Raw genomic sequence first — 24,773 nt, 5'->3', positions numbered from 1 at the left:
TTTTTGGAACAATGGGGCAGCATGAAACTGTATGCCGCGCCCTTGGACTTTCGGCCCATCGCCGAGGAATTTTCCGTTCCGACAGACTTCCCGGAGGACGTCACCGCACAGGCCGCCTCCGCGCAGGACCGCTATGCCGAACAGCGCCGCGATGCCCGCGACATCCCGCTGGTGACCATCGACCCGGCCGGCTCCATGGACTTGGACCAGGCCGTCTTCATCGAGGCGCGCGATGGCGGCTACCGCGTGCTCTATGCCATCGCGGATGTCGCCGCGTTCATCGAACCGGGCTCCGCACTGGAGCAGGAATCCCTCAAGCGCGGCCAGACCATTTACCTGCCCGATGAGCCGGCGCGGCTGCACCCGGCAGAGCTCTCCGAAGATAGGGCTTCGCTGCTTGCCGACGTCGACCGCCCCGCCGTCCTCTGGACCTTTGACCTTGACTCCGCAGGTGAGGTGGAGGACTTCTCGGTGGAGCGCGCGCTTGTGCGCAGCCACGCGCGGCTGGACTACGACCAAGTGCACGCCGACTTGGAGAAGGGCACGCTGCATTCCTCCATCGCCTTGCTGCCGGAGGTGGGAAAGCTGCGCCAGGCTTCCTCGCTGCGCCGCGAGGCGATCAACTTGCGCATTCCCTCGCAGCGCGTATCCGAAAGCAGCGATGGGGAGAAAGGCCATTACGAGCTGGTCATGGAGCCGCGCCATGAGGTGATGGACTATAACTCGGAGATTTCCCTGCTCACCGGGATGTGCGCGGGGCGGCTGATGGAATCACACGGTGTTGGATTCCTGCGCACCCTATCGGCGGCCACCCCGGAGGCTGAGGCCACCTTCCGCTCTGAGGCGGAGGCCCTGGGCTTTGAGCTGGGGGAGAGCAGCATCTCTGAATTCCTGCATTCCGTGGATGCGGATTCGCCGCGCGGGATGGCGGTGATGCGCGAGGCCCAGCGTTTGCTTCGTGGTGCTGACTACGTGTGGCTGGAGGATGGCCAGGCGGACGTGCACGCGGGAATCGGCGGCTACTATGCACACGTGACGGCCCCGTTGCGGCGTTTAGTTGACCGCTTTGCCACGGAGGTCTGCCTGGCGCTCAGCGGCGGCTACGAGGTTCCGCAGTGGGTGCGTGAGCGCGCCGGGGATGTCATTTCCACGATGCGCTCGACATCGCAGCTGGCCTCCCAGGTGGATAAGGCCTGTTTGAACCTTACGGAGGCGACGGTCTTGGCGCCGTGGGTAGGCACCAACTTCGAAGCCGTGGTGGTTGATGGCGGGGAACAGCGCGAGAAGGCGCGCCTCTTCGTCCTAGACCCGCCGGTGATGGGGCAGGCCGTAGGCCACCCGGAGACCGGCAAGGAGACGATGGTGTCCTTGGTCAAGGCCGACGTTGAGGAGCGCGATGTGCTCTTCGCGTGGCCGGCGGACTAGTCCTCGGTGATTGCTGGGCTTCCGGCAGTAAGCGGGACGACAAGCAGGCCGTCCTCGGCCAAGTCGGCCGCAAAGTTTGCGGCCTTGGTGCTCGGCACGTAGGCGATGACCGCGGAGGACGTGCCCGCGTGGGCGGAGCGTGCCGCGACGGCGCCGCGCGCGGTGGCCAGCTGCGCGAGTTTCTCCGCGGAGCTGAATTCATACACGGTGGACAAGGCTGACTGCGACTGCGTGAGGAGCGGGAAAAGCTCGGTGCCGCGGCGCGAGCGCAAAGCGCGGGCAACTCCTTCGGCGCGCTCGGTTTCCTCTGAGTAGAAGGTCAGCCACGCGGTGGCTTGCGCGATGGTCGGCTGATTCTCGGTGCCGTGCACCTTGTGGACAGCGGCGAGCCACTCGAGGACGCGTTGGGGTGCATCCGGCAACAGGCGCAGCGAAGGCGTGCCGAAGGCGCGGCAGGCGGCGTCGATGAATCGCTCGCGGGTGCGAATCTCTGCGACGGCTTCTAAGGAATCGGCGTCACTCGGCACGGCCAGAGCGAAGGCCGCGATGTCTTTGTTGACCATGTGCGGAGCCTGGGTGACGGAGCCGTCGGCGTAGTCGATGATGGTGATGGACTCACCAGCGCCGCGCAGCGCGGCGGAGTGGCGGGCGCGCAGCGCAGGGAATCGGGCGAAGGTGCCAACTGCTTGGGAACACACCTCCGCGATGCGGGCACGCAGCGGAGCATCATGCAGATCATCTGCGTTGCCGAGCAACGCTAGCGCTGTGGCAATGTCGATGGCTGCGGCGGCGCCGAGCCCGGTCGAATCGGGGATGTCGTTGACCACGGTGATATCGGCGCCGGCGGTCTCGCGGGTAAGGAGCTGGCGGTTGATCATGGTGTAGATGATGCCGCCGAGGCGCGCGGCGATGGCCCCTTCGGGTGCAGGGGGTTCGATGGGCTGGCCTTCGGAATCGACGCTGGGCTGTTGCTCCGCGGCGAGGGAAGAGACCTGCTCGAGGGAAATTTGGTCTTCAACGGTCTCGCCGTTGGTGTGCTCTAGGCGAACCTTGACCAGGCCGTCGCTGCGGGGGCTGACAGCTGCTGCCGCGCGGATGTTGGCCAGGCCCATGATGGCGATGCCGCCGTAGTGATCGATGTGCTCGCCGATGAGTGCCCAGGTGGCAGGGGCGCTAGCAACATGAGCTGCATCAGCGCCCACGTTCTCGCGGTGTGCGGCGCGAACGCGGTCGACGGCCGGGGTCGAAGGGGCAGTCCACAGGGGCATCGGGAAGGTTCTCCTTTGCTGGTGGCGAAAGCCTGCCTAAAAGAAAAGGCAGTAGTAGGTGACCAATCTATTCTAACGGGCGTGACCCGCGGGCGGTCTGTAGTGTGGGGTGCACTGATTACTTGCCCGACAGAACGGAGAAAACTATGGCTGAGGCTGACAACAAGTGGTTCTACGACCCGTCTACCGGCGAGGTATCCCAGGGAAAGGTGTCCGGCTGGGAGAACCGCATGGGCCCCTACAATTCCCGCGAGGAAGCCGAGCACGCTATTGAAATCGCGCAAGCCCGCACCGCCGCGGCTGATGCTGAGGATGCCGCCGAAGACGATAACTAAACGCCTCATGGCCGGCCATGAAGCGGCTACGAAAAGCTCGGGCCCACACCACCGCAAGTAGGCGATGGTGTGGGCCGTTGTGGTGACTGCACAACTACGCAGCCACGCAGGATGAGCCGGCGGCCTAGCGCAGCTTCTTGCGCAGTGGCTTAAACGCGGACTTGATGGCCTTAAAGCTGTCCGAGTAGGCGTTGAGTGCTTCCAACCCGATGACGCGCTCGCGCTGGTAGAGCAGACCATAGCCGAAGGTATCCTCGCCACGCCGGCGTGCGGTTTCTGCCAATTCGAGCAACTTATCGCGAGATGTCACGGAATCCTGGAAGTCTCCCAAGACAGATTGCATCTGCTTGCAGGCCTTGTAGAGGTTCTTGGTCTTTAGCGTGGTGGCTGAACCAGCTGCCTCAGCTGCATAGCGCAGTTTCTTTGCGGCCTTGCGCATATCGTGGAAGTACTCTTCACGCTCATGCAGCGTCAGCTCGGTGTTATCCCAGTTGGAGATAGCCTTCTTGTGGCGCTTGACCAGCTTGTCATAGGCCTGCTTGAGGTGCAGCGCCATCACCGTGTCAAGATCGTGGGACTCTTCTTCATCACGTTTGGCGTGCTTCGGCGCATAGTCCTTCGCTGCCTCCTGCTGCTCAGATAGTTCAGCGGAAGCTGTGGCAGCGGAATCAGATTCCACCGCACCGTTGTCCCCGGCGCTGGTGTCTTCGTCAACCGAAGCATCCTCGGCGGCGACTGGCGGGTTGGAAAGGAATGCGTCGAGCGCATCGAGCAGAGCCAGGTACTGGTCAGAATCGAGAGCAGCGATGACACGACGATGCGCGCGGCGGTAAGCGCGGCCCATATCGTGCGCGATGTGTTCGCGGGTGGCTTCATCAAGCACATCGGAGTCCTCGGAGGCGAGGAGATTCTGCCAGCGCTCTTCCACGACCTCGGCGTCACGAGCAACGCCAAGCATGGCCGCAAGCTCCTTGAGATCGGACTCTAGGCGCTTGATCTCCGGGCCCACGACAATGCCGTGGAAGGTTTGAAGGTGGCTGCGCAATTCGCGGGTAGCAACGCGCATTTGGTGCACGGAATCCCATTCATCACGGCGTACCCGCGGATCAAACTCGACGAGCTTATCCCGATTAGCTCGCAGTGCCTCCACGACTGCCGCCGCAGGGGATCCGGGCTCGACGTTAGACGTTGCGAGTGCTGGGGGAAGCTCGACATTGTTGATGGACTGCCCCAATGCTGACTTCAGCTTGGACGGTGAGGAGGAAACCCGCGCACCAGAACTGATCAACAGGGAAGTGGCATGCCGCAGTAGCGCGCTGCCCTCCTTCGTACCGGGCAGTTCTCCTGCGAGCTCTACTTCCCACTCGCGCCACGTGCTCTGAGAGCCACCTGGTAGGAAAGAGAATGCGGTGACATGGTCATCGCAGAACTCAGCGACAGGCTGCTCGTCCGCGTTTACGAGGAGCAACTCGGTGCGGTTGTTGTCCACTTGTGCAATGGGTTCAAGCGGGTGGTTACGGATCACCGAACGAACCTGGTGGAGGAGCTCGGCAGGGACTTCGTACTTGCCGTCGACGGGGTCACCGAGTTCGGCTCGGATTTCGGTACGACCTTCCGCGCCGGGAATTTTGATATGCCAGCCATCGTCATTTCCACCGGTGCGGCGTCGCAGCGTGATCTTCGCGTGAGTAAGACGGAGATCCTCAGTGTCGTAGTAAATCGCCGACAACGAGTGGTGGCGAGTTTCTGCGACTCGGGCTACCTCATCGAGGCGGGCGAGATCTGGTACCGGGGTGGTTTCATCCACGGCGAACTTGGCTTCGATTTCAAGAAACGTCTTTGGAGACATGTACACACCTTCGTCGGGGAGCGAAATGATAAAAGAAGAGGTATAAAACCTCTGCACTGCCTTCTAGGTTACCTGGCTAATAGTGCAAATGTGCCAACCCTTGCTGGTCCTTAACCGGTGAGTTGGCGGCGCCCACCCAGGCCCGAGGAATCACCACCCAAGTGGGAATTCTCCGCGGCAGTTGCACCTGCGGACATTCCTGCATGGTTCCTCATTGCTAAGGAGATGGTTCGCGAATCAGGGAAGAGGTGATCAGCTAAAGCTTCTGCCTTATGTCTGCGTATTTCCACCGCTGATAAAGATCGCTGAGCGAGGGCTACGTCGTTTTTCCTTTTGGCGTTGCTGCCCGCAGCCGAGTCTGTCTGTTTCTCGTCGTGAGGCGCCAATGAGGCGTTCGCTTCCTCCAAAAGCTCCCCAATGCGGGTGGCGTAGGCCAAAATGAAGCTTCGGCGAAACGACGCTACATTGCCGAGTAATCGCGCGTTGTCGGCAGCCTCCCCATGAGTCATGTGCCATTCGCACTGCCGCAGGAGGGAAGCGAACAGGTCGCTGACATGATCAATGTCCGCCTCGGCGCCAAAGACGGTGATGATTCCCTTGGGGTGAAGCTTGAGGACGGTGCATCCATTGCGATCTGCGATGACGCTAAGAAGCGTGGTTTTGTGGTTGATATAGGGCGCACTGATATGGATGCGTGTGGACATCACCGTGTCCGGGGATTCGGCCAGTGCCTCATCGAGACGGTGCCGTTGTTGAAGGCTCTGTGCTTTGGCAATGAGCGCACTGGCTTCCTCTTCATAAGGAGTGGATTCAGCCTTTCGCAGAAGCTGGGTGATCTTGTTGCGGATCCGATTCTCTTTGCTGTCTTGGCTTGCCCGAGAACTAGTTTTCTCTGCTGCGAGCACGTCAACGTCACGCAGTGGGGGCAGAGCGGAAGTAGCGTCAATGAGCCGTATGAGGTCATCGGTCGACATAGTCATCGAGTTAGGTGGGGAGACGCTTAACCATTCCTTGCGCAGCACAGTAGAACTAATTTGCGCGGGAATATGAGCAGCGGCACGATAAATAAGAGGGTGGCAAAAGCTGCCTAGGACGTGGAGTAAGTCCTTAGGTGACCATCCTTGACTGGCCGCTTGGCAAATGAGCTCGAGTCCTCGTGCGCTTAAGGTTCCGTGGTGGTTGTTCATAGCTGTTCCTGTTCCGTTTGTATGGGTACATCTGTTCGGTTGTGGGGCCATTCAAGCACGTGAAGTTGACATCTGGCCTAAGAATCGAAAAAAGTTGCCCCCGAGATACTCTTGTCAACTGGGGGAATAGTTGGCGGGGCGGGGGCAAAAGATGCAACTCCCGCCGTTACTTGGGCCCGCGGCGGTAGGGTTTAGAACATGAACAGCCAACACGAATTCGTCCTTCGTACAGTTGAAGAACGCGATATCCGCTTCATTCGCCTTTGGTTTACTGACATCTTGGGGGCGCTGAAATCGGTGGTAATGAGCCCTTCAGAGTTGGAATCTGCCTTCGAGGAAGGTGTTGGCTTCGATGGTTCCTCGGTGGAAGGGTTCTCCCGCATCTCAGAGGCAGACACCATCGCTATGCCCGACCCTTCAACCTTCCAAATCATGCCCTTTGACAAGGAAGAACCAGAGCTTCTTTCGGCGCGCATGTTCTGTGACATTACCCAGCCCGATGGGCAACCTTCCCTGGTGGACCCACGCCACATTCTGCGCCGTCAGGTTACTGAGGCTGCCAATGAAGGGTTTACGTGCAAGGCTTCTCCTGAGATTGAGTTTTATCTCTTGGAAGACGCCCGCGATATCAATACCCTGATTGCCACCGATAACGGAGGCTACTTCGACCAAGCCACGCACGATAACGCCCCGAGTTTCCGGCGCCGGTCGATGTACGCGCTGGAATCCATGGGCATTGCCACGGAATTCAGCCACCATGAAACCTCACCTGGGCAGCAGGAAATCGATCTACGCCATGCCGACGTACTGTCCATGGCGGACAACATCATGACTTTCCGCTACCTCATTAAAGAGGTTGCCTCCCAGCAAGGAGTGCACGCCACATTCATGCCGAAGCCATTTGAGCATCGCTCTGGCTCGGGCATGCATACCCACTTGAGCCTTTTCGAGGGAGATTCCAACGCTTTCCACGACCCCGACGATGAGATTTCACTTTCCAGTACGGGGCGGCAGTTTATCGCCGGCATCCTTGAGCACGCTGTGGAAATGACCGCAATTACCAACCAGTGGACCAACTCCTACAAGCGCTTGATGTTTGGCAGCGAAGCCCCGGGATCAGTGACGTGGGGAATCTCCAACCGTTCGGCTTTGGTTCGAGTTCCTACCTATCGTCTTTCCAAAGAAATGTCGCGCCGCGTTGAAATCCGTTCACTAGATTCAGCGATGAACCCCTACCTGGGCTACGCGGTGTTGCTTGCCGCTGGCCTGCGCGGAATCAGGGAAGGCTATGAGCTTGGTGATCCCGCTGAGGATGACGTCCATCAGCTGACCCGTCGTGAGCGCCGCGCGATGGGGTACAAGGATCTGCCAAGCAGCTTGGACCAGGCACTCCGTGAATTCGAGCGCTCTGAGTTTATGGCGGAAGTCCTAGGAGAGCACGTCTTTGAGTACTTCCTGCGCGCCAAGTGGGATGAGTGGCACGAGTATCAGCAGCAGATCACCGCATTCGAGTTGCGCAACAACCTGAATTTCTAGGAGAAGCATGCGACCAGCATCTGTACCGTCCCCGGCAACTCTTGGCCTTACCCGGCCAACTGCTGCGGAGGACTTGTCCCGCCTTGGGTGGGATAATCCTGAGTCTCTCGAGCTGCTGTGGACCCTGGCCGCAGCCGGTGATCCCGATATGGCCCTCAATACGTTAATGAGGATCATCGAGTCAGCGCCTGAGATTGGCCCGGCGATGCGTGAGGACGAAACCTTCCGGGTACGGTTGATGGCCCTGTTGGGCGGCTCCTCTGCGTTTGGTGATCACCTTGCCGCCCACCCAGAGACCTGGCGCGAGCTCCAGCGCCCGCTGCCGACTCCCACGGAAATGCTGCACACCTTGTTGGAAGAGGTAGGCGCGGAACCGGCAACGTACGCCGAGCCGCCCACTCGTCCTGATACCGCGAGCCCCGATCTGACCTCTCCCGGTACATACCGGGCGGCTCTTGGCGACCACAAGGCATCGCTCAAGGTGGCTTACCGGACGCTCATGATGCGCATCGCCGCTCATGACCTCGCAGGGACTTTCCATTCGCGCAAGGGACAGTCACGGCCGCAGCCGCGGGTGGGCTTCCGTGAAATCACGCGGCTGACGACGGCCCTCGCTGACGCCTCCTTGACGGCAGCGCTCGCGGGTGCGGTCCGAGTGGTCTACGAGGATCAGCCACTCGATGCGCAGCTGGCAGTCATCGCGATGGGCAAGTGCGGTGCGGGCGAGTTGAACTACATCTCCGACGTGGACGTGATCTTCGTGGGCTCGGAGGCTACGCCACGGATCACCCGTCTCGCGTCAGAATTCAATCGAATCGGCTCGGCGTGCTTCTTTGAGGTTGACGCCAACCTGCGCCCAGAAGGCAAATCTGGTGCGCTGGTCCGAACACTGGATTCGCACGTGGCCTACTACAAGCGGTGGGCGGAAACGTGGGAATTCCAAGCCCAACTAAAGGCGCGGCCGCAGACCGGCTACCTGCCCTTGGGCACGGACTATCTCGACCAGATTGGGCCCATGGTGTGGACTGCATCGCAGAGGGAATCCTTCGTGGAAGACGTCCAGGCTATGCGCCGTCGAGTGCTGGACAACGTCCCGGAGGATATGCGCCTTCGCGAACTCAAACTCGGTGAAGGCGGTTTGCGGGACGTGGAATTCGCCGTCCAACTGTTGCAATTGGTTCATGGCCGCTCAGATGAATCGCTGCGCACGCTGGCGACGGTCGATGCCCTCGCAGCGCTCGTGCGCGCCGGGTATGTCGGACGCGAGGACGGCACCCAGCTCATCGAGGCTTATGAGTTTCTCCGCTTGCTCGAGCATCGCCTCCAATTGGAGCGCTTCCGCCGTACGCACACATTGCCGGAAAAAGATGACCTCACGGCGCTGACGTGGCTGGCCATCAATTCAGGATTTCACCCACAGGGGCATCAATCAGCAGCGGATCGGATGAACGCCCACCTGCGGAAGATTCGCCTGCTCATCTCTGAGCTGCACTCGCGCTTGTTCTACCGCCCGCTGTTGAATTCCGTGGCGTCGATGTCTGCGGATGAGCTCAAATTGTCGCGCGAAGCAGCGCTTTTGCAGCTGGCGGCACTTGGCTATCGCCACCCGGATCGCGCCTTCGAGCACCTCACCTCCCTGGCGGCTGGGCAGTCGCGCAAGGCCCGTATCCAGGCCATCCTGCTGCCGACGTTGATGGAGTGGCTCTCAAACACGGCCGATCCAGACATGGGCCTGCTGAATTATCGCAAGCTGTCGGAGGCGGCCTACGACCGAACGTGGTTCCTGCGCATGCTTCGTGACGAAGGCGTCGTCGGCCAGCGCCTCATGAAGATATTGGGCACCTCGCCATTTACATCGGAGCTCATTATCCGCGCGCCGGACGTCGTCAAGCAGCTCTCCGATGGCGCGGCAGGGCCCAAGCTATTGGAAACCAAACCGGCGCAAGTTTCCTCCGCATTGATTAATTCGACTAAGCGTCACGCGGACCCTGACAAGGCCGTGTCGGTAGCCCGAGCCCTTCGCCGCGCGGAGCTGGCGCGGATCGCTGCCGCGGATCTGCTGGGATTCTTACCGGTCCAGCAGGTGTGCTTTGAGCTGTCCACCATCTGGAATGCAGTGCTGGAAGCCGCGCTGCGCGCCGAAGTCAGGGCCTGGAGGCTGGAGAACGATGACGCCGAACCACCAGCCCGCATCGCCGTGATTGGAATGGGGCGGCTCGGCGGCATGGAGCTGGGCTTTGGCTCGGACGCCGATGTCATCGTGGTGGCAGAGCCAACCGAAGACAATGCCGAAGAGGAAGCCCTGCCGTGGGCAATTGGCATTATCGAGAAACTGCGCCGCCGCTTGGCAAAGCCTTCCGGAGATCCGCCCTTGGACGTTGATTTGGGCTTGCGCCCAGAGGGTCGGTCGGGAGCAGTTGTGCGCTCGATCGAGTCCTATGAGCGTTATTACTCGCAGTGGGGCGAGCCCTGGGAGATGCAGGCACTACTCCGCGCGGCTTTCGTGGCGGGGGACAAAGACGTCGGGCAACGTTTCCTCACCATGGTGGATGTCTTCCGCTATCCGCCGCAGGGCGTAAGCGAGAAGACCATCCGCGATATCCGCAGAATGAAAGCGCGCGTTGATAACGAGCGTTTGCCGCGCGGCGCTGACCGCAATACCCATACCAAGCTGGGGCGCGGCGGGTTGACCGATATCGAATGGACCGTCCAGCTGCTGCAGATGATGCATGCTCACGACGTGCCGGCGCTCCATGATCCCTCCACACTGCGCGTTCTCGACGCCCTCGAGGAGAGCGAGGTCATTCCAGTCCAACAAGTGCAGGAGCTGCGAGAGGCCTGGTTGTTGGCCACCGATGCCCGCAACGCCCTGGTACTGGTGCGTGGTAAGCGCGTGGACCAGCTTCCGGCACCGGGCCCTCAACTGGCGCAGGTGGCTGGTGCGGCCGGCTGGGAGCCCGAGCACAACCAACAATTCCTAGAGCACTATCTCAAAGTCACCCGGCACGCCCGGAAGGTAGTCGACGAGGTGTTTTGGGGTGAGACTGAGTCATTCGAGCACGATTAGTAGAGCACAGCGAGGGGAGGCGCTTATTCTCCCTGATCCGCACCCTGAGTTAACCCGGATCTATCCCTGAAATTAACGCACACCCCCTGTTCAATCAGGTGATAAGCCGTTAGCCTTAGGCGGAAGTGAACAGATAGTGTCCCGCGCCCTTCAAGGAGCCCGAAAGGAGAACACCATGAGCCTTAATCTTTCTCTCGACCTCAACGCTGCCACGCTGGCTGATCTCGATGCATTCTTGTCCGCGGCCCGAGCCGCCGGGTGCGATCCCGCCGCCGCGCTGAGCGTGGAGGGGACGGTGATGCGGTTGGACGTCGACAAGCCCCGCGTTGTCCCTCCTGAGCCGAAGCCAGAGACCCCACGCCGCAGCAGCCTCGATCGCTCCGTCGCGGAGTCAACTATCCGGTCCATCATTGATGCGCTGTCCGAGCGCCTGGATTCGCCGCATCCCCCGCGCGGTACCTCTTTTGGGACCTTTGGCCCTGGCGCGGATTAAGCCGGCGGTGTGAGAAAAGTCTAAGGTTGTGGCCGTGAAGTCCAAGCAGTTTATCGCCGTGTGGGTCCTCGTTGTGATCGCAGTCATCACCGCCGTCGGCGCAGGCTGGTGGGCCACAGAGCGGCACCAGGTGCCGGAGGGCGCGCTGACCGTGGAGCAGGTGGTCAACGGTGGCGTCCCGCAGGATCAGTCGGTTGATGTTCAGCTCGACCCTGCTGAAAATGACCGCATTGTTTCGCTGGCAGAGGCACTGGGGATCCCGTCGGAGTCGGTTCCTCGCGGCCTCTTGTCGGTGGCATCAGACAGGTACCGCTCCCGCCAGATCCTCGAGACTGATCTCAAGAAGGCCGTGGAGGCGGGTGCAATTACGAAAGATGATGCGAAGGGTGTGCTCGCCGCCTTCGACGCCGGGGTCGTCGCCCCGGTGGATGGCCCGATTCTCGTGGAATCGACCCCGGCCGAATAGCCCGATGAACTAGCCCGGCTGGGGTGCCGGCGCGAATACACAGGGACTGGCAGGTGATACGCAGTCAACGGGGATCTGCCTGGCAGCCGCGGATCTTAAGCTCACACGCACAGATAACGAATCGATAAAGGTTGGTGCGTTGAGGTGGAGAAACAACGAAAACTACGCGAGCTGCTCAGAACCGCCCTGGGGGTGAGCATTGCCGTCCTCGTTCCGATTGGCGGTGGGCTCGGGGTCTTCGAAGTGGCCAATTCGGTACCCCTTGAGGCGGCGTTCAGCGCCGCGGCCCTTCATTAGCCCAGCCCTGAACTAACCAACCTGCACGATGGTGACGTGCGGGCCGCCGTCCTCGCCGCGGCTGCGCAGGATGTGCGTGATGAGAACACCCACGATGCCAATGCACCACACGCCAAAGACTGCCCAAGCAGCGAGCCGGAAGTCATGGAAGGGGTAGTCAGGCCCATTACCCAAGTGATCGAGAACCATGCCGACGAGCTGGGCGCCGATGACCGTGGCGATGAAGCCTCCCATATTGGCCAGGCCCGTCGCCGTGGCGACGACAGTGCGGTCGAGGTTTTCACGGACAATGTCGAAACCGTAATTTGCCACCGGTGTGCACAGGGCTACCAGGCTGATGAGGATGAACAGCGAGAGATAGCTGCCACCGAAGAGGAAGAACAGGGCCCACACCGCGCAGTGGGTAGCCACAAACCCTAAGGCGAGCCACGGGCGGAAACCGCTGGCCCTGGAGGAAAGCTTGCCGTGCAGTGGGCCGACGAGCACCATGCACACGCTAAACCACGTCAGGATCCAGCCGGCGCTAGTCTTAGAAAAATCCATGCCTGCAGTCATCAGCGGCACGCCCCATAGCATGACGAACACGTTGGTGGCCCCCAGGCCGATCCAGTGAATAAAGAATGCCTGCCAGGCTACGGGGGAACGGAAAACGGTGGATAACAGCGCTGCTGTGCTTTCCGGCTTCGCGTTAGGTTTTTCTTTCGGCTTGGGCACGATGCCGAGGGATTCTGGGGAATCAGCCACCGCCACCGCGGCCGCAACGGCGATGAGGATGCCCACCGCACCCAAGCTAACGAAGGCCATGGTCCACCCACCCCAGCCCAGCAGCATGGCGAAAGGAAGGGCGGACAAGAACTGGCCCAGCTGCCCAAGCGACGAGGTGACCTGAGTGAACATGGGGGTGCGGTGCAGCGGGAACCAGTAGGGCAAGATGCGCATCACGGAGAGGAAGGCGGTGGCATCGCCCGCGCCGATGAGCAGGCGGGCGGCGATGGCTACCCAATAATTGCTGGTGAAGCCAAGGAGTACCTGACCCACGCCCATGATGACGGAACCAATGACGAGCAGGCGCCGCGGCCCGAACTTATCGACGAGCATCCCGGTAGGGATCTGCGCCAGCGAATAGATACCCAATTGCACAGCGGTGAACACGGCAATGCGGGAGGCGTCGACCTCGAAGCGATCGATGGCTTCGAGGCCCGCCACGCCAAATGACGTGCGGCCGGTCATCGCCACGATATAGACCAACACCGCAGCCACCCACACAGAGAGAGCCTTCGTGGTAATTACATTGCGTGGATGAGGAACCGACATGGCTGATACTTTACGCGTCACCAACTAAGATGCAGGGGGTGAAGTACATTTCGACCCGCGATACCGACCGCCAGCCCGCCTCCTTCACGGATATCCTCCTTGGAGGTCTGGCCCCTGATGGCGGCCTCTACCTGCCGGAAACTTACCCCCGCATCGATGACGCCACCCTGACTAACTGGCGCCAGACCTTGGCGGAGGACGGCTACGCGGCCTTGGCCGCGGAGGTGCTCAAGCTCTTCGTGGATGATATTCCCGCAGAAGACCTCGAAGGAATTGCCCAGCGCGCCTATACCTACCCCAAGTTTGACCACGAGGAGATCGTCCCCGTCAGCGAACTGGGGGAGGGCCTGTACATTGGTCACCTCTCTGAAGGGCCGACGGCCGCCTTCAAGGACATGGCCATGCAGATGTTGGGCGAGCTCTTCGAATACGAGCTGGCCCGCCGTGGCGAGACCCTCAACATCTTGGGCGCTACCTCGGGTGACACCGGTTCCTCGGCGGAGTACGCCATGCGCGGTCGCAAGGGAATTCGCGTCTTCATGCTGACCCCGGCCGGGCGCATGACGCCCTTCCAGCAAGCCCAGATGTTCGGCCTGGATGACCCGAATATCTGCAATATCGCCCTCGATGGCGTCTTTGATGACTGCCAGGACGTGGTCAAGGCGGTATCGGCCGACGCCAACTTCAAGGCCGAGAACCGCATCGGTGCGGTCAACTCCATTAACTGGGCCCGCCTCATGGCGCAGGTGGTCTACTACGTCAACTGCTACCTCAAGGTCACCACGGAGAACACCGAGAAGGTCTCCTTCAGTGTGCCCACCGGCAACTTTGGTGATATCTGCGCCGGCCACATCGCCCGCCAGATGGGCCTGCCCATCGACAAACTCATCGTCGCGACCAATGAGAATGACGTGCTCGATGAGTTCTTCCGCACCGGCAGCTACCGCCCGCGCTCCTCGGAGCAGACGTACAAGACGTCCTCGCCGTCGATGGATATTTCCCGTGCCTCGAACTTCGAGCGCTTCGCCTTTGACCTGCTGGGCCGCGATGCCGCACAAGTTAAGGAGTTGTTTGGAACGAAGGTGAAGGAAGGCGGGTTTAACGTCGACAAGCAGGCGCTCGACGCTGCCCGCGCCGAGTACGGCTTCCTGTCTGGCTCCTCGACCCACGCCGACCGCCTTGCCACCATTAAGGATGTCCACGAGCGCTACAGCGTGCTGGTGGATCCGCACACTGCCGACGGCATCAAGGTTGCCCGCGCAGTTAAGGATGAGTTCGGCGTTGACACTCCCATCGTGTGCCTAGAAACCGCGCTTCCGGTGAAATTCGCGGAGACCATCTCGGAAGCCATCGGCACTGAACCGGAGGTGCCGGAGCGTTTCGCCGGAATCCTGGAAGCCGAGCGTCACGTCACCGATCTGCCCAACGATGCGGCGGCGGTGAAGGATTACATCACGCAGTACATCAAGAGCACGGAGGTTTAAGCCAATGGCACAGGAACAGTTCTCGGGTCCGGAGTATTTCACCGAGTTTGACCCGGAGAAGTTCATCCGTGACATGAAGCAGGTCGCTGAGATGGAGAAGGAAAACAAGGATCAAAAGGCGGACCCGGGTGAGGCTGCATCCGCTCAGGAGGACTAGGCCTTACCTTCTGGTGGTGCTCAGCGCGACTGCGCTGGCAGTGGCTGGATGCTCAATGCCTATGGGGGTTGACTCCGTTCCCGAAGCTGCCTCGAGCACGTCCGAGTACACCACGATTTCACCGGCCCCGCCGCAGACGCATACGCCCGATGCCTCCCCGGTGCCGCCGGGCGCGGCGCTCGACATCTCTGCTATGCAGCCCGTTCCCGGCGAAGCCTTTGACTTCAACCTCTGCACGGTGGCGTGGAGCTTCGTGCTTGACGACGCCCGTACCATCGCTGTCACCGCCTCCCATTGCGGTGAGCCAGGGGATACGGTGTGGGCGGGCGCTGAGGATAGGGAATTCGTGTACCCAGCGGAGCCCGTCGGCACCATCATCTATTCCGATCTCAGCTCACCTGACACACACCAGCTCGACTTCGCTTTGGTGGAGATCACGCGGCAGGCGGAGTTTTATGTCCCGCAGGACATGCCTACCAGCGTGGTCGCTGCGGGGCAGGAGGAGCTTCCGGATGAGGTGTGCAAGCTGGGGCGCATCACGGGAGAGACGTGCGGACCGCTAACGCATGGAGAAAGCCACGGGAAACTTCAGTTTGGCGACCGAACGTTGGACACCGTCTCGGCGAGTGCCCGAGTCTGTTCCACGCATGGTGATTCCGGGGCGCCGGTCTTTGGCGCGCCGGGCAGCCCCTTTGAAGGCGTGATCGTCGGGGTTCTGTCAGGGACGACGGAAGCCGCGGCACGTAGTCAGGGCTGCATCGATGGGTCTGAGGCGGAGATGTCCTTTACCGCTGCCTCCGACATCGAGGCACTCCTGCCGGAGATTCTGGAGCGGGTCTAGGCGCTAAGATTAAACTCATGCCGACTCCTGATTTTATTGTGTCCCTGCGTGAGAAGATTGGTCACGAGCAGCTCTTCCTTCCCAGCGTGACCGCGGTTATTGTGCGGGCGGTTCCTACCGGTTCTGCGATATGGGAGCTGCCTTCAGTGCTGCTGGCCCAGCGAGCCGATAATGGCACGTGGGCTCCCATCTCCGGTATTTGTGAGCCTGGCGAGGAAGTCACGACGACCGCGTTGCGTGAGCTCAAGGAAGAGGTGGGGCTCGACGGCCGTATCGAAGCGCTCCTCGGCGTCGGTCAGGTGGGCCCAGTGGTCTGTCCCAATGGGGATAAGTGCATCTACATGGATACCTCCATCCGTGTCTCCGTTCCGGATGATGCGGAGCCGGTCGTCTCCGACGAAGAGAACCTTGCCGCGCAGTGGTTCTCGGTGGCGCAGATGCCGACGTCTGTCAGCGCGCGCCATCGCATGATCATCGGGGACGCCGTGGCGCAGATGAAACATCCGCAGGGCTTCCGTCCGCGGATGGGCTACGTTAAGCGCAACTAAAAAACCCAGTTCAGGGGTCTTTTCTTTGAGGTTTGTCCGTGGGCTGGGAATCGTTGGAGTTACCGCACAGTATCATCAGAAACGCATGAAGTGGGTTGATGTTGCCGTTGGTGCTCGATAGCTTCGGGGTCATGATTTCACGCACACTGAAGAAAGTAACCACTGCAACCGCGTTCGTCGCCCTCGCGGGCGGCGTCCTGGGTGCCGGTACTGCCGGTGCGCAGGAACCATCCTCCGCTGACTCCGTGAAGTCCAGCCAGATTCAGGAGCTGAGCTCGCGCCTGTTCGGTGACTCCTTCTCGTCCTCCACGAAGCCGGAAGCTCCGCAAGGCTCTGGCTTGATTGAGAAGTATGAAGACATCGACGGCCTGCAGGACAAGCTGCCCGCTGATGAGGCGCAGAAGGTTCTCAACGGTACCTTCACTGCCAAGAAGAACCCGGCGATTTCCGTGACCTTCAATGACGACGGAACGCTGACCTACAACGATGGCTGCAATTCCGGTGGCGGCAGCTACAAGCTTGATCAGACCGATGCCATCGTGGTGGAGAACCTGAACTCCACGATGCGTGCCTGCGCCCCGGATGAGATGGCTGATGCCGATGCGCTCAACGCCATCCTCTCCGCCAAGCCAGTTGTCTTCCCCGTAGAGGGCAACACCTTTGCGCTGGGCAGCCAGGGCCAGGTCATCCAGTTCACCAAGGCTGAAAACTAAAGCCTGATAAACACGCTGACAGCGTGCACTGCGGAGCTAGCTCGAGATTGGGCTAGCTCCGCTTCTCTGTGCGCGCCGGCCTTCGATGAGCCAGCTAATGAAGCGGCAGGAGCAGGCAGACCAGTGCGCGATGAGGAGCAACGGGATGCTGAGCGCGATGACGTCGAGAAGCTCCGAGCCATTCACTAGGGCTACCTGGTGACCACCCATGCTGACCGTCCCGGGCGGGAAGGTGCAGGCCCACCATGCGGGCGAGTAGTCCACCCAGCGAGCCACATTGGGGTAGAAGGTGATCATGGCATAGAGCGCGAGGGGGACGGCGATGACCATGGCGGTCAGCCCGTAATAGACGGAAACATGACCGGGGTAGAGGATCTGCATCGCGGTGGTCGATTGGCCCACCACGCCCAGCGGAACCCAGGCGGTAGCTGAGTTGGCTCCGGAGAGATTTACCTTGCCGTGCCAAGCGGCCCAGTACACGCGGATGAAGGTGGGAACCGCGGTAGAGATCGACATGATGAAAAGAATGGTGCCCATGACGTGGTAGGCATGCCCGTAGTCGAGGGCAAGAAAGCCAGCCACGGAGGATGAAATCATGGGACCGACCAGCGGCAGGCCCCAGGTAAAGCGCGGTTCACCGTCGAAGCGGGTGAGCTGAATAGCCCACGTGATGACGGTAACCGGGCCGCCAATCCAAAAGCCCACTAAGCGGAAGGTTCCGATATCCGTCAACCCGGACAGCGCTGCTCCGAGCGCCAGGATGCCGATGAAATACATGGACCATTCAGCCATCGAGGTTCGCGCGAAGCTGGGCTGGCGGTATAGCGCAAAGCCAACCGTCAGCACGAGGAGAATAATGCAGGATAGCGCTGCGAAAACGGCGGAGCCTGTCAGCATGCCCTCCTCAACGAGCAGCCGGGAGACGATGGAGGTTCCCATGAGGCTGCCGCCCCATGCGGGCCCGGGCGGTGGCAGTTGGCGGAATCTGTCAGTCACAGCTGGAATGGTAGCCATCCCACTGCATTTCGGCCCCATTGATCCGCATAATTGGGCCGTGAGATTGCACCCTGTTGCGCTCGGCAGTAGGGGAGGGCACACAGGATGTGCGTGGGCGGTTGACTTCACCGTCGGCAGCGATGCTCACTGCGTGATACGACGACGGGCCCCGACGGTTCATGCGAATCGTCAGGGCCCGGATCGGATTCAGAGCTGGCTCAGAGCTAGGCTCTAGCAGTCGTAGTACATTTCAAATTCCTGCGGAGTCGGACGCAGGCGGACCGGCGCAATCTCGTTCTCGCGCTTGTAGTTGATGTAGGTCTCGATGAGGTCCTCGGAGAAGACATCGCCCTCGGTGAGGAAGTCGTTGTCTTCCTCGAGTGCTGCGATGGAGGCCTCCAGGGAGGTCGGTGCCTGCGGGATGGAGGCGGCCTCTGCCGGCGGCAGCTCGTAGAGGTCCTTATCCACCGGAGCGTGCGGCTCGATGCGGTTCTTGATGCCGTCGAGGCCCGCCATCATCATGGCAGCGAAACCGAAGTAGGGGTTGCCGGACGGATCCGGCGCGCGGAACTCGATGCGCTTGGCCTTCGGGTTGGAGCCGGTAATCGGGATGCGGATGGCAGCCGAGCGGTTGCGCTGCGAGTACACCAGGTTAATCGGCGCCTCGAAGCCCGGAACGAGGCGGTGGTAGGAGTTCAGGGTGGGGTTCGTGAACGCCAGCACAGCCGGTGCGTGGGCCAGGATGCCGCCGATGTAGTAGCGAGCCATGTCGGACAGACCAGCGTAGCCAGCCTCATCGTGGAAGAGCGGTTTGCCGTCCTGCCACAGGGACATGTGGGCGTGCATACCGGAACCATTATCGCCGGCCAGCGGCTTCGGCATGAAGGTTACGGTCTTACCAAACTGCTCCGCGGTGTTCTTGATGATGTACTTGAAGGTCTGAATATCATCAGCCGCGTGCAGCAGGGAGTTGAAGCGGTAGTTAATCTCGTTCTGACCGCTGCCCACCTCGTGGTGGAAGCGCTCGATGGTGAAACCAGCCTTCTGCAGCTGCTCCACCATGGCATCGCGGACTTCGCCGTGCTTGTCGACGGGTGCCGTCGGGAAGTAGCCGCCCTTCACACGAGTCTTAAAGCCGGTGTTCGGGGTGCCGTCGAAGTTGGTCTCAGAACCGCGGTTCCACCAGCCCTCATCGGTGTCCACCTCGTAGAAGCCGTTGTTAATCTCCGTGCCGTAGCGAACGGAATCGAAGATATAGAACTCAGCTTCAGCGCCGAAGTTACAGGTATCCGCGATGCCGGTAGAGGAGAGGTATTCCTCGGCCTTGCGGGCGATGTTGCGCGGGTCGCGGCTAAAGGGCTCCAGAGTAAACGGGTCGTGGACGAAGAACTTGATGTTCAGAGTCTTCGCGGTGCGGAAAGGATCCACGAAGGCAGTCTTCGGATCCGGCAGCAGCGTCATGTCGGACTCATCGATGGTGGTGAATCCGCGGATGGAAGAGCCGTCGAAGGCGAGGCCGTCGGCGGCTGCGTCTTCAGTAAATTCCTCGGCCGGAATAGAGAAGTGATGCTCTGTGCCGGGGACGTCCGTAAAGCGGATGTCAACGAACTTGACGTCCTCTTCCTTGATGAATGTGATGACGTCCTGGATTGTCTCAAAGGACACGGTGGTCTCCTGTTGGTTGACGTGTAGTACTCCCGACTAGTTTACAGGTATTGGCTGCATCACTGGGACGCGTGGGCACCTGAAGGCAAAATTTCTGCTCGGGATGGACGGCGGCTAGATTGGTGGGCATGGCAGATAACAACGATGGCATCGGGTCGGGGCAGTGGCCTGGGCAGGCATTGGGCTTGCCCAAGGAGGGGCCAGGTGCCCTGGCGTCGGTAATGCGGCGTACGTTCGGCGTGTTAATTGACTGGATTTTGGCCATGATCATTGCCAACGTTCTCGAGCTCTTCACCGACAATCTGGGCGGTCCCGCCTTCTTGGGTTATGCAGTGTGGGTAGTCATGGGCATCGTGTGCGGGTGGCTGTTCGCCCGCACCCCGGGAATGGCGTTGCTCGGTATGGGCGTGGCGCGCCTCGACGTGCCGGGCACCTCCGTCGGCCTGTGGCGTGCGGCGGTCCGTACCTTGCTGACCGCCGTGCTGTTTCCCGCAGCGATGGTCGACGCCGACGGCCGCGGCCTCCACGACCGCGCCACCGGCACCGCCGTCATCATGGCCTAAGGCTGTTGGGACCAGCGATAAAGCTGCTGGGGTGCGTGAGGCAACTAGGCCGGTAGGCTTCGAAGGCAACGTAAAAAGGTCCCTTCCGAAATCTCGGAAGGGACCCTTGTTGTGCTTGGAGCTAGTGGCTTATTTGCCGCCCTTGCGCTCCTGCATGCGGCGCATACGGCGGTTCATGCCCGCCATGTTCTGAGCCTGGCGGGGCATCGGGCCCTTGGGCAGACCAGGGGTGGTGCCCGGCAGATCATCCATGGCCTCGATGCGGCGAATGTTGTCGTAGGTTTCGTTCTTGTTGTAGTTGCGCGGCAGCTTCATAATGTGGCTGCGCAGCTTAGACACGGGAACCTCGTCCTCGCCATTGCCCACGAAGACCTCGTACACCGGCACGCCGCCGGCCATACGGTCCACGCGCTTCTTCAAGCGGTTAAGAGTAGGGCCGACGCGCTTGCGGTCACCCTCGACGACGAAGATGACGCCGGAGTTGCCGATAACGCGGTGGATAAGGTCCTGCTGGCGGGTAGCGGCCACACCAGTCTTGACCTTCCACACCACACCGACGGTGTTGCGCAGCTGCTGCTCCAAGGCCCAGCCGGCGGCGCCAGGCTGATCCTCCACCTTCTTGTACATATCGCGCTCGAGGCGGCGGGTAAACAGGAACATGGCCAGGATGGCGCCGATGCCCAAGCCCAGGATGAGCATGAACCACTCGCCGTTGAAGAGCATGCCGATTAGGAAGAAGAGCAAGCCCATGCCCAAGAAGGCAGCCAGCATGATGGGGATGAGCGCCTTATCCTGCTTGCGCTGCATGTTGAACGCTTGCCACATCTGTGACCAGTTCTGCTTGCGCTGAGCACGCTTGGCCGCGCGCTCCTGCTTCTTCGCTTCCTTGAGCGATGCCTTGTCGTCGTTAGCCATGGCTCCTACTTTAGAGGTCAGAGGGTCAAAAAGAGAATCGAACTAGCGAATAGTGGACGCCGCAGAGTTCGGGTTCGCTGCACCGGCCGGGGTCTTAACCATGCGCGTGGTCACCGGAGTCTCCTCGGAGGGGCCGTACTTCTCCAGAAGCGTGGAGGCCTCCTGGGCGGTAGCACCCTGGGAAGTCTCAGCCAAGTGCTTCAGGTTCTCCGGAAGCTCGAGGCCGCGGGCCTCCATAGCCTGCACGTAGAGGCGGCCAGCGCGGTAGGAGGAGCGCACCAGCGGACCGGACATGACGCCGCCGAAGCCGAGCTCCTTGGCCAGCTTGGAGTGCTCCACGAACTCCTCTGGGCGTACCCAGCGCTCGATGGGGTGGAAGCGCGGACCGGGGCGCAGGTACTGGGTAATCGTGATGATGTCGCAGCCGACCTCGCGGAGATCGCGAAGGGCTTCCTCGATCTCCTCGGCGGTTTCACCCATGCCCAGGATGAGGTTGGACTTGGTGATCAAACCAAAATCGTGAGCCTGGCGGATGACGTCGAGTGAACGCTCATAGCGGAAGGCCGGGCGGATGCGCTTGAAGATGCGCGGCACCGTCTCCAGGTTGTGGGCGAAGACCTCAGGGCGGGCTTCAAAAACCTCTTGGAGCAAATCCGGCTTACCGGAGAAATCCGGGGTGAGGTTCTCCACGCCGGTATTGGGGTTGAGCTCATGAATCTTGCGCACAACCTCGGCGTAGAGCCAGGCGCCCTCGTCGGGAAGATCATCGCGGGTCACGCCGGTGATGGTGGTGTAGTTGAGATCCATCTCCTGGATGTTCTCGGCCACGCGGCGCGGCTCGTCGCGGTCCAATTCCTCCGGCTTGCCGGTGGCGATATCGCAGAAATCGCAGCGGCGGGTGCACTTGTCACCGCCGATGAGGAAGGTGGCCTCGCGCGATTCCCAACACTCGTGGATATTGGGGCAGCCGGCCTCCTGGCACACGGTGTGTAGGGAAGCTCCGGATACGCGGGATTTCATGTCCTCATAACCCGGTCCGGTGCGAACCTGGTTGCGGATCCAGCGTGGCTTCTGTTCGATGGGCGACTCCGCATTTTTCTTCTCAATGCGGAGCATCTTGCGTCCTTCAGGCTTAACAGTCACGGAACCTCACTTTACGCGTTGGGGTTAGCTCTTCCTAATACAAGTCCTGCGAGAGCCGGGTTTATTCCACCGAGGGTATGTATCTTCTATTTTCCCTCTGCTGCTTTGCGGGCTTGGCGTGCCTTCTCGTTGGCCACCTTGATGGGATCAGGCGCCGAGGCGAAGGTGTGGTCGGCCACGGTGAGTTCGCCTGAGAGGGCTTTGAGGAGGGCGTCGAGAAGCGGCGCTTCCGCTTCTTGAATGGTGACCTCGCGGCCAAGCTCTAGCGAGAGGGTTGACACGTCGGCATCGTCGATGCCGCAGGCGACGATGTGCTCGTAGTATTCCAGGGTATTGGTGCAATTGAGGGCGAGGCCGTGCATGGTTACACCGCGGGTAACGCGGATGCCCAAGGCGCCCAGTTTGCGGTCGCGCTTCGGGGCGGACGGATCGGCGGCGCAGGTGGTGGAGGGGACCCACACGCCGGAGCGGCCATCGATGCGCCCGGCGGTGCTCACTCCGAGTTCGCGGACGGCTTGGATGATGGCTTCCTCGAGGCGGCGGACGTAGTCAACGACGTCGACCGGCTCGGCCAGCTTAATGATGGGGTAGACAACCAGCTGGCCCTCGCCGTGCCAGGTGATACGCCCGCCGCGGTCGACGTCAATGACCGGCAGGCCGTTATCGGGCATATCCTCCGGCTGCGTGCGCTTGCCGGCGGTGTAGACGTTGGGGTGCTCAACCACGAGGATGACATCACCCTGCGTGCCCGCTGCCCGCGCTGCGGCGAGCTCGGCCTGGAGATCCCAGGCCTCTTGGTAGCCCATGCGGCCCAAGCGGCGGATCTCCAGTGGCTCGTCGGAAGCGCGAATAGAGCGGTTGGCGGGAAAGAAAGGTTCGCGGGGAGCAGTCATGGATACCCATGCTAGTCCCCGCGAAGATTCAGCCAGACAAGGGCTGAATGCGTGCTGTTCAGGCGCAGATTTAGGCCACGCCGTTGGCGGAGGCGTACTCCTCAGCGGTCATCAGCTCGCCGGCTTCGGTGACCTCGACCTCGAAGAGCCAGCCCTCACCGAAGGGATCGTTGTTGATGACGGCGTAGTCATCGTGCACACCCTCGTTGACGGCGGTCACGGTACCGGTGACCGGGGAGTAGAGGTCAGACACGGACTTGGTGGACTCCACCTCGCCACAGGTCTCGCCGTGCTCGACGGTATCGCCCACGGCCGGCAGCTCGGCGAAGACGACCTCCCCCAGGCGGTCGGTGGCCACGGAGGTGATGCCGACGCGGACGGTGGAACCGACGACGGAATCAGCAGCTGCGTTAATCCACTCGTGGTCCTCGGAGTAAGAAAAATCGGAAGGAAGATTAGCCATGAGAAGGGATGTCCTTTCGGTAGATGGATTCAGTAGTGGAGTTTACTTCTCGCGCTTGTAGAAGGGCAGCGCGGACACTTCGAAGGGGTAGCGCTTGCCGCGGATGTCGATCTCCACGGCGTCGCCAGCCTCCAAGCCTGCGGCGGTATCGATGAGCGCGAGCGCGACAGGGTGGCCCAGGGTGGGGGAGGGCTGGCCGGAGGTCACCGTGCCCACCTTGTTCTCACCAACGAAGACCTCCGCTCCGGCGCGGGCGGCGCGGCGCTGCGAGGAAACCAGGCCGGTAATAACGGCCTGCGGGCCTTCTTCGGCGCGCTGGCGCAGCACCTTTGCACCCACGAAGTCCTGCTCCTTCTTGGCAAAGGCGCGGGACATACCGGCCTCGACCGGAGTGATGTCGCGGGTGAGCTCGTTGCCGTAGAGCGGCATGCCGGCCTCCAAGCGCAGCGAGTCGCGCGCAGCCAGGCCGCAAGGCTTAATACCGTATTCTTCGCCGGCCTTGAGCAGCTCTTCCCACAGCTCCGGGGCATCGGAGTTGTAGACGATGAGCTCGAAGCCGTCCTCGCCGGTGTAGCCGGTACGGCAGATGAAAGCGTACTTGCGCGCCACCTTGCCGGTCATTGCGGCGTAGTAGGGCAGGTCCATCACGGCCTGCTGCTTGGTGTCCTCCACCAGCGGGACGAGAATCTCCAGCGCCTTCGGGCCCTGGACAGCAATCATGGCCACATCGCGGGACTCGTTCTTCAGGTCCACGTCGAAGCCCTCGGCGCGCTCGTTGAGAGCCTCCCACACGGTATCGGCGTTGCCAGCATTCGGCACGACGAGGAACTTGGTCTCCTCCAAGCGGTAGGTGATGAGGTCATCCATGATGCCGCCATCCTCGGCGCAGATCATGGAGTACTTTGCCTTGCCCACCTTGAGGGGAACCAGGTTGGAGATGAAGCAGTAGGACAGGAACTCGGCGGCGTCCGGGCCGTTGACCCAGATTTCACCCATGTGGGACAGGTCGAAGAGGCCGGCGGCTCCGCGCACCGCGCGGTGCTCCTCAAGCTCGTTGTCATATTTCAGCGGCATCTCCCACGGCCCGAAGGGCGTGAAAGTGGCGCCGAGCTTCTCGTGCTCAGCGTGCAGCGGGGAGTGCAGGTAGTCAGTCAT

At 61.2% G+C, this 24,773-nt stretch carries 24 protein-coding genes; 12 read left to right on the top strand and 12 right to left on the bottom strand.

Annotated features, from left to right (window positions below; all coding sequences use genetic code 11):
- Window positions 1-21 precede the first annotated feature (21 nt).
- Window positions 22-1,425 carry an RNB domain-containing ribonuclease gene (locus HMPREF2808_RS01670; protein ID WP_070623328.1) on the top strand — a complete coding sequence of 468 codons (1,404 nt, stop codon included), beginning with the start codon at window positions 22-24 and terminating at the stop codon, window positions 1,423-1,425.
- Here HMPREF2808_RS01670 and HMPREF2808_RS01665 read toward each other — a convergent pair.
- Window positions 1,422-2,693: a galactokinase family protein gene (locus HMPREF2808_RS01665; RefSeq protein ID WP_070519733.1), complete on the bottom strand. Its 1,272-nt coding sequence runs from the start codon at window positions 2,691-2,693 to the stop codon at window positions 1,422-1,424. The two genes, HMPREF2808_RS01670 and HMPREF2808_RS01665, sit on opposite strands and share 4 nt — an antisense overlap.
- A 146-nt stretch (window positions 2,694-2,839) precedes the next feature.
- On the opposite strand from HMPREF2808_RS01665, the gene HMPREF2808_RS01660 reads away from it, so the two are divergent.
- Complete coding sequence (locus HMPREF2808_RS01660; RefSeq protein WP_070596507.1) at window positions 2,840-3,028, top strand: hypothetical protein; 189 nt, start codon at window positions 2,840-2,842, stop codon at window positions 3,026-3,028.
- Window positions 3,029-3,152: 124 nt separating this feature from the next.
- Here the strand turns inward: HMPREF2808_RS01660 and HMPREF2808_RS01655 are convergent, their stop codons facing one another.
- Both HMPREF2808_RS01655 and HMPREF2808_RS01650 read right to left on the bottom strand, forming a co-directional pair.
- Window positions 3,153-4,877 carry a CYTH and CHAD domain-containing protein gene (locus HMPREF2808_RS01655; protein ID WP_070623325.1) on the bottom strand — a complete coding sequence of 575 codons (1,725 nt, stop codon included), beginning with the start codon at window positions 4,875-4,877 and terminating at the stop codon, window positions 3,153-3,155.
- Between the two features lie 110 nt (window positions 4,878-4,987).
- A complete protein-coding gene (locus tag HMPREF2808_RS01650) occupies window positions 4,988-5,851 on the bottom strand; it encodes a DUF2786 domain-containing protein (protein ID WP_230310853.1) in 864 nt (287 codons plus the stop codon).
- 411 nt (window positions 5,852-6,262) lie between these two features.
- Between HMPREF2808_RS01650 and HMPREF2808_RS01645 the strand changes: the two genes are divergently transcribed.
- The 4 genes from HMPREF2808_RS01645 to HMPREF2808_RS01630 all read left to right on the top strand — a co-directional run bounded on the left by HMPREF2808_RS01645 (window position 6,263) and on the right by HMPREF2808_RS01630 (window position 11,626).
- A complete protein-coding gene (locus HMPREF2808_RS01645; protein ID WP_070519741.1) occupies window positions 6,263-7,600 on the top strand; it encodes a glutamine synthetase family protein in 1,338 nt (445 codons plus the stop codon).
- A gap of 7 nt (window positions 7,601-7,607) precedes the next feature.
- The gene (locus HMPREF2808_RS01640) at window positions 7,608-10,667 is read left to right on the top strand and encodes a bifunctional [glutamine synthetase] adenylyltransferase/[glutamine synthetase]-adenylyl-L-tyrosine phosphorylase (RefSeq protein WP_070623320.1); all 3,060 of its coding nucleotides are present in this window, start codon (window positions 7,608-7,610) and stop codon (window positions 10,665-10,667) included.
- 175 nt (window positions 10,668-10,842) lie between these two features.
- The gene (locus HMPREF2808_RS01635; RefSeq protein WP_070519746.1) at window positions 10,843-11,160 is read left to right on the top strand and encodes a hypothetical protein; all 318 of its coding nucleotides are present in this window, start codon (window positions 10,843-10,845) and stop codon (window positions 11,158-11,160) included.
- Between the two features lie 34 nt (window positions 11,161-11,194).
- A complete protein-coding gene (locus HMPREF2808_RS01630) occupies window positions 11,195-11,626 on the top strand; it encodes a hypothetical protein (RefSeq protein WP_227485674.1) in 432 nt (143 codons plus the stop codon).
- A gap of 162 nt (window positions 11,627-11,788) precedes the next feature.
- Here the strand turns inward: HMPREF2808_RS01630 and HMPREF2808_RS13865 are convergent, their stop codons facing one another.
- Window positions 11,789-11,920: a hypothetical protein gene (locus tag HMPREF2808_RS13865; protein ID WP_255362876.1), complete on the bottom strand. Its 132-nt coding sequence runs from the start codon at window positions 11,918-11,920 to the stop codon at window positions 11,789-11,791.
- 15 nt (window positions 11,921-11,935) lie between these two features.
- Complete coding sequence (locus HMPREF2808_RS01625; RefSeq protein WP_070623317.1) at window positions 11,936-13,237, bottom strand: MFS transporter; 1,302 nt, start codon at window positions 13,235-13,237, stop codon at window positions 11,936-11,938.
- Window positions 13,238-13,275: 38 nt separating this feature from the next.
- Here HMPREF2808_RS01625 and thrC point away from each other — a divergent pair, with 38 nt between their 5' ends.
- From thrC to HMPREF2808_RS01605, 5 genes are all read left to right on the top strand, one after another.
- Window positions 13,276-14,721 (top strand): threonine synthase, encoded by a 1,446-nt coding sequence (gene thrC, locus HMPREF2808_RS01620; protein WP_070623314.1) that lies wholly within the window; start codon window positions 13,276-13,278, stop codon window positions 14,719-14,721.
- A 4-nt stretch (window positions 14,722-14,725) separates the two neighbouring features.
- The gene (locus HMPREF2808_RS13435) at window positions 14,726-14,878 is read left to right on the top strand and encodes a hypothetical protein (protein ID WP_168165060.1); all 153 of its coding nucleotides are present in this window, start codon (window positions 14,726-14,728) and stop codon (window positions 14,876-14,878) included.
- Between the two features lie 61 nt (window positions 14,879-14,939).
- Window positions 14,940-15,719, top strand: coding sequence for a trypsin-like serine protease (locus HMPREF2808_RS01615; RefSeq protein ID WP_230310854.1), 780 nt, complete (start codon window positions 14,940-14,942; stop codon window positions 15,717-15,719).
- Between the two features lie 17 nt (window positions 15,720-15,736).
- The gene (locus HMPREF2808_RS01610) at window positions 15,737-16,267 is read left to right on the top strand and encodes an NUDIX hydrolase (RefSeq protein WP_070623311.1); all 531 of its coding nucleotides are present in this window, start codon (window positions 15,737-15,739) and stop codon (window positions 16,265-16,267) included.
- A gap of 131 nt (window positions 16,268-16,398) precedes the next feature.
- Window positions 16,399-16,980 (top strand): META domain-containing protein, encoded by a 582-nt coding sequence (locus HMPREF2808_RS01605; RefSeq protein ID WP_246818490.1) that lies wholly within the window; start codon window positions 16,399-16,401, stop codon window positions 16,978-16,980.
- A gap of 36 nt (window positions 16,981-17,016) precedes the next feature.
- Here the strand turns inward: HMPREF2808_RS01605 and HMPREF2808_RS01600 are convergent, their stop codons facing one another.
- Window positions 17,017-17,985 (bottom strand): TDT family transporter, encoded by a 969-nt coding sequence (locus tag HMPREF2808_RS01600; protein ID WP_083309017.1) that lies wholly within the window; start codon window positions 17,983-17,985, stop codon window positions 17,017-17,019.
- 222 nt (window positions 17,986-18,207) lie between these two features.
- Window positions 18,208-19,641 (bottom strand): type I glutamate--ammonia ligase, encoded by a 1,434-nt coding sequence (gene glnA / locus HMPREF2808_RS01595; protein ID WP_070623303.1) that lies wholly within the window; start codon window positions 19,639-19,641, stop codon window positions 18,208-18,210.
- A gap of 128 nt (window positions 19,642-19,769) precedes the next feature.
- Here glnA and HMPREF2808_RS01590 point away from each other — a divergent pair, with 128 nt between their 5' ends.
- On the top strand, window positions 19,770-20,204 hold the full coding sequence (locus tag HMPREF2808_RS01590) for an RDD family protein (protein ID WP_070623300.1): 435 nt from the start codon (window positions 19,770-19,772) through the stop codon (window positions 20,202-20,204).
- Window positions 20,205-20,333: 129 nt separating this feature from the next.
- On the opposite strand, the gene HMPREF2808_RS01585 is transcribed toward HMPREF2808_RS01590, so the two are convergent.
- From HMPREF2808_RS01585 to gcvT, 5 genes are all read right to left on the bottom strand, one after another.
- Window positions 20,334-21,119 carry a DUF4191 domain-containing protein gene (locus HMPREF2808_RS01585; protein ID WP_070519767.1) on the bottom strand — a complete coding sequence of 262 codons (786 nt, stop codon included), beginning with the start codon at window positions 21,117-21,119 and terminating at the stop codon, window positions 20,334-20,336.
- Between the two features lie 42 nt (window positions 21,120-21,161).
- A complete protein-coding gene (gene lipA, locus HMPREF2808_RS01580) occupies window positions 21,162-22,235 on the bottom strand; it encodes a lipoyl synthase (RefSeq protein WP_070519769.1) in 1,074 nt (357 codons plus the stop codon).
- Between the two features lie 113 nt (window positions 22,236-22,348).
- Complete coding sequence (lipB, locus tag HMPREF2808_RS01575; RefSeq protein WP_070623297.1) at window positions 22,349-23,155, bottom strand: lipoyl(octanoyl) transferase LipB; 807 nt, start codon at window positions 23,153-23,155, stop codon at window positions 22,349-22,351.
- Window positions 23,156-23,225: 70 nt separating this feature from the next.
- The gene (gcvH, locus tag HMPREF2808_RS01570) at window positions 23,226-23,618 is read right to left on the bottom strand and encodes a glycine cleavage system protein GcvH (protein ID WP_070562740.1); all 393 of its coding nucleotides are present in this window, start codon (window positions 23,616-23,618) and stop codon (window positions 23,226-23,228) included.
- Between the two features lie 42 nt (window positions 23,619-23,660).
- A complete protein-coding gene (gene gcvT / locus HMPREF2808_RS01565; RefSeq protein WP_070519776.1) occupies window positions 23,661-24,773 on the bottom strand; it encodes a glycine cleavage system aminomethyltransferase GcvT in 1,113 nt (370 codons plus the stop codon).

It is taken from the genome of Corynebacterium sp. HMSC078A10, from assembly GCF_001811565.1.
Taxonomy (GTDB): Bacteria; Actinomycetota; Actinomycetes; order Mycobacteriales; family Mycobacteriaceae; genus Corynebacterium; species Corynebacterium hesseae.
Note: the sequence above shows the minus strand (reverse complement) of the source record. Positions and strands in the feature narration are given on the sequence as shown.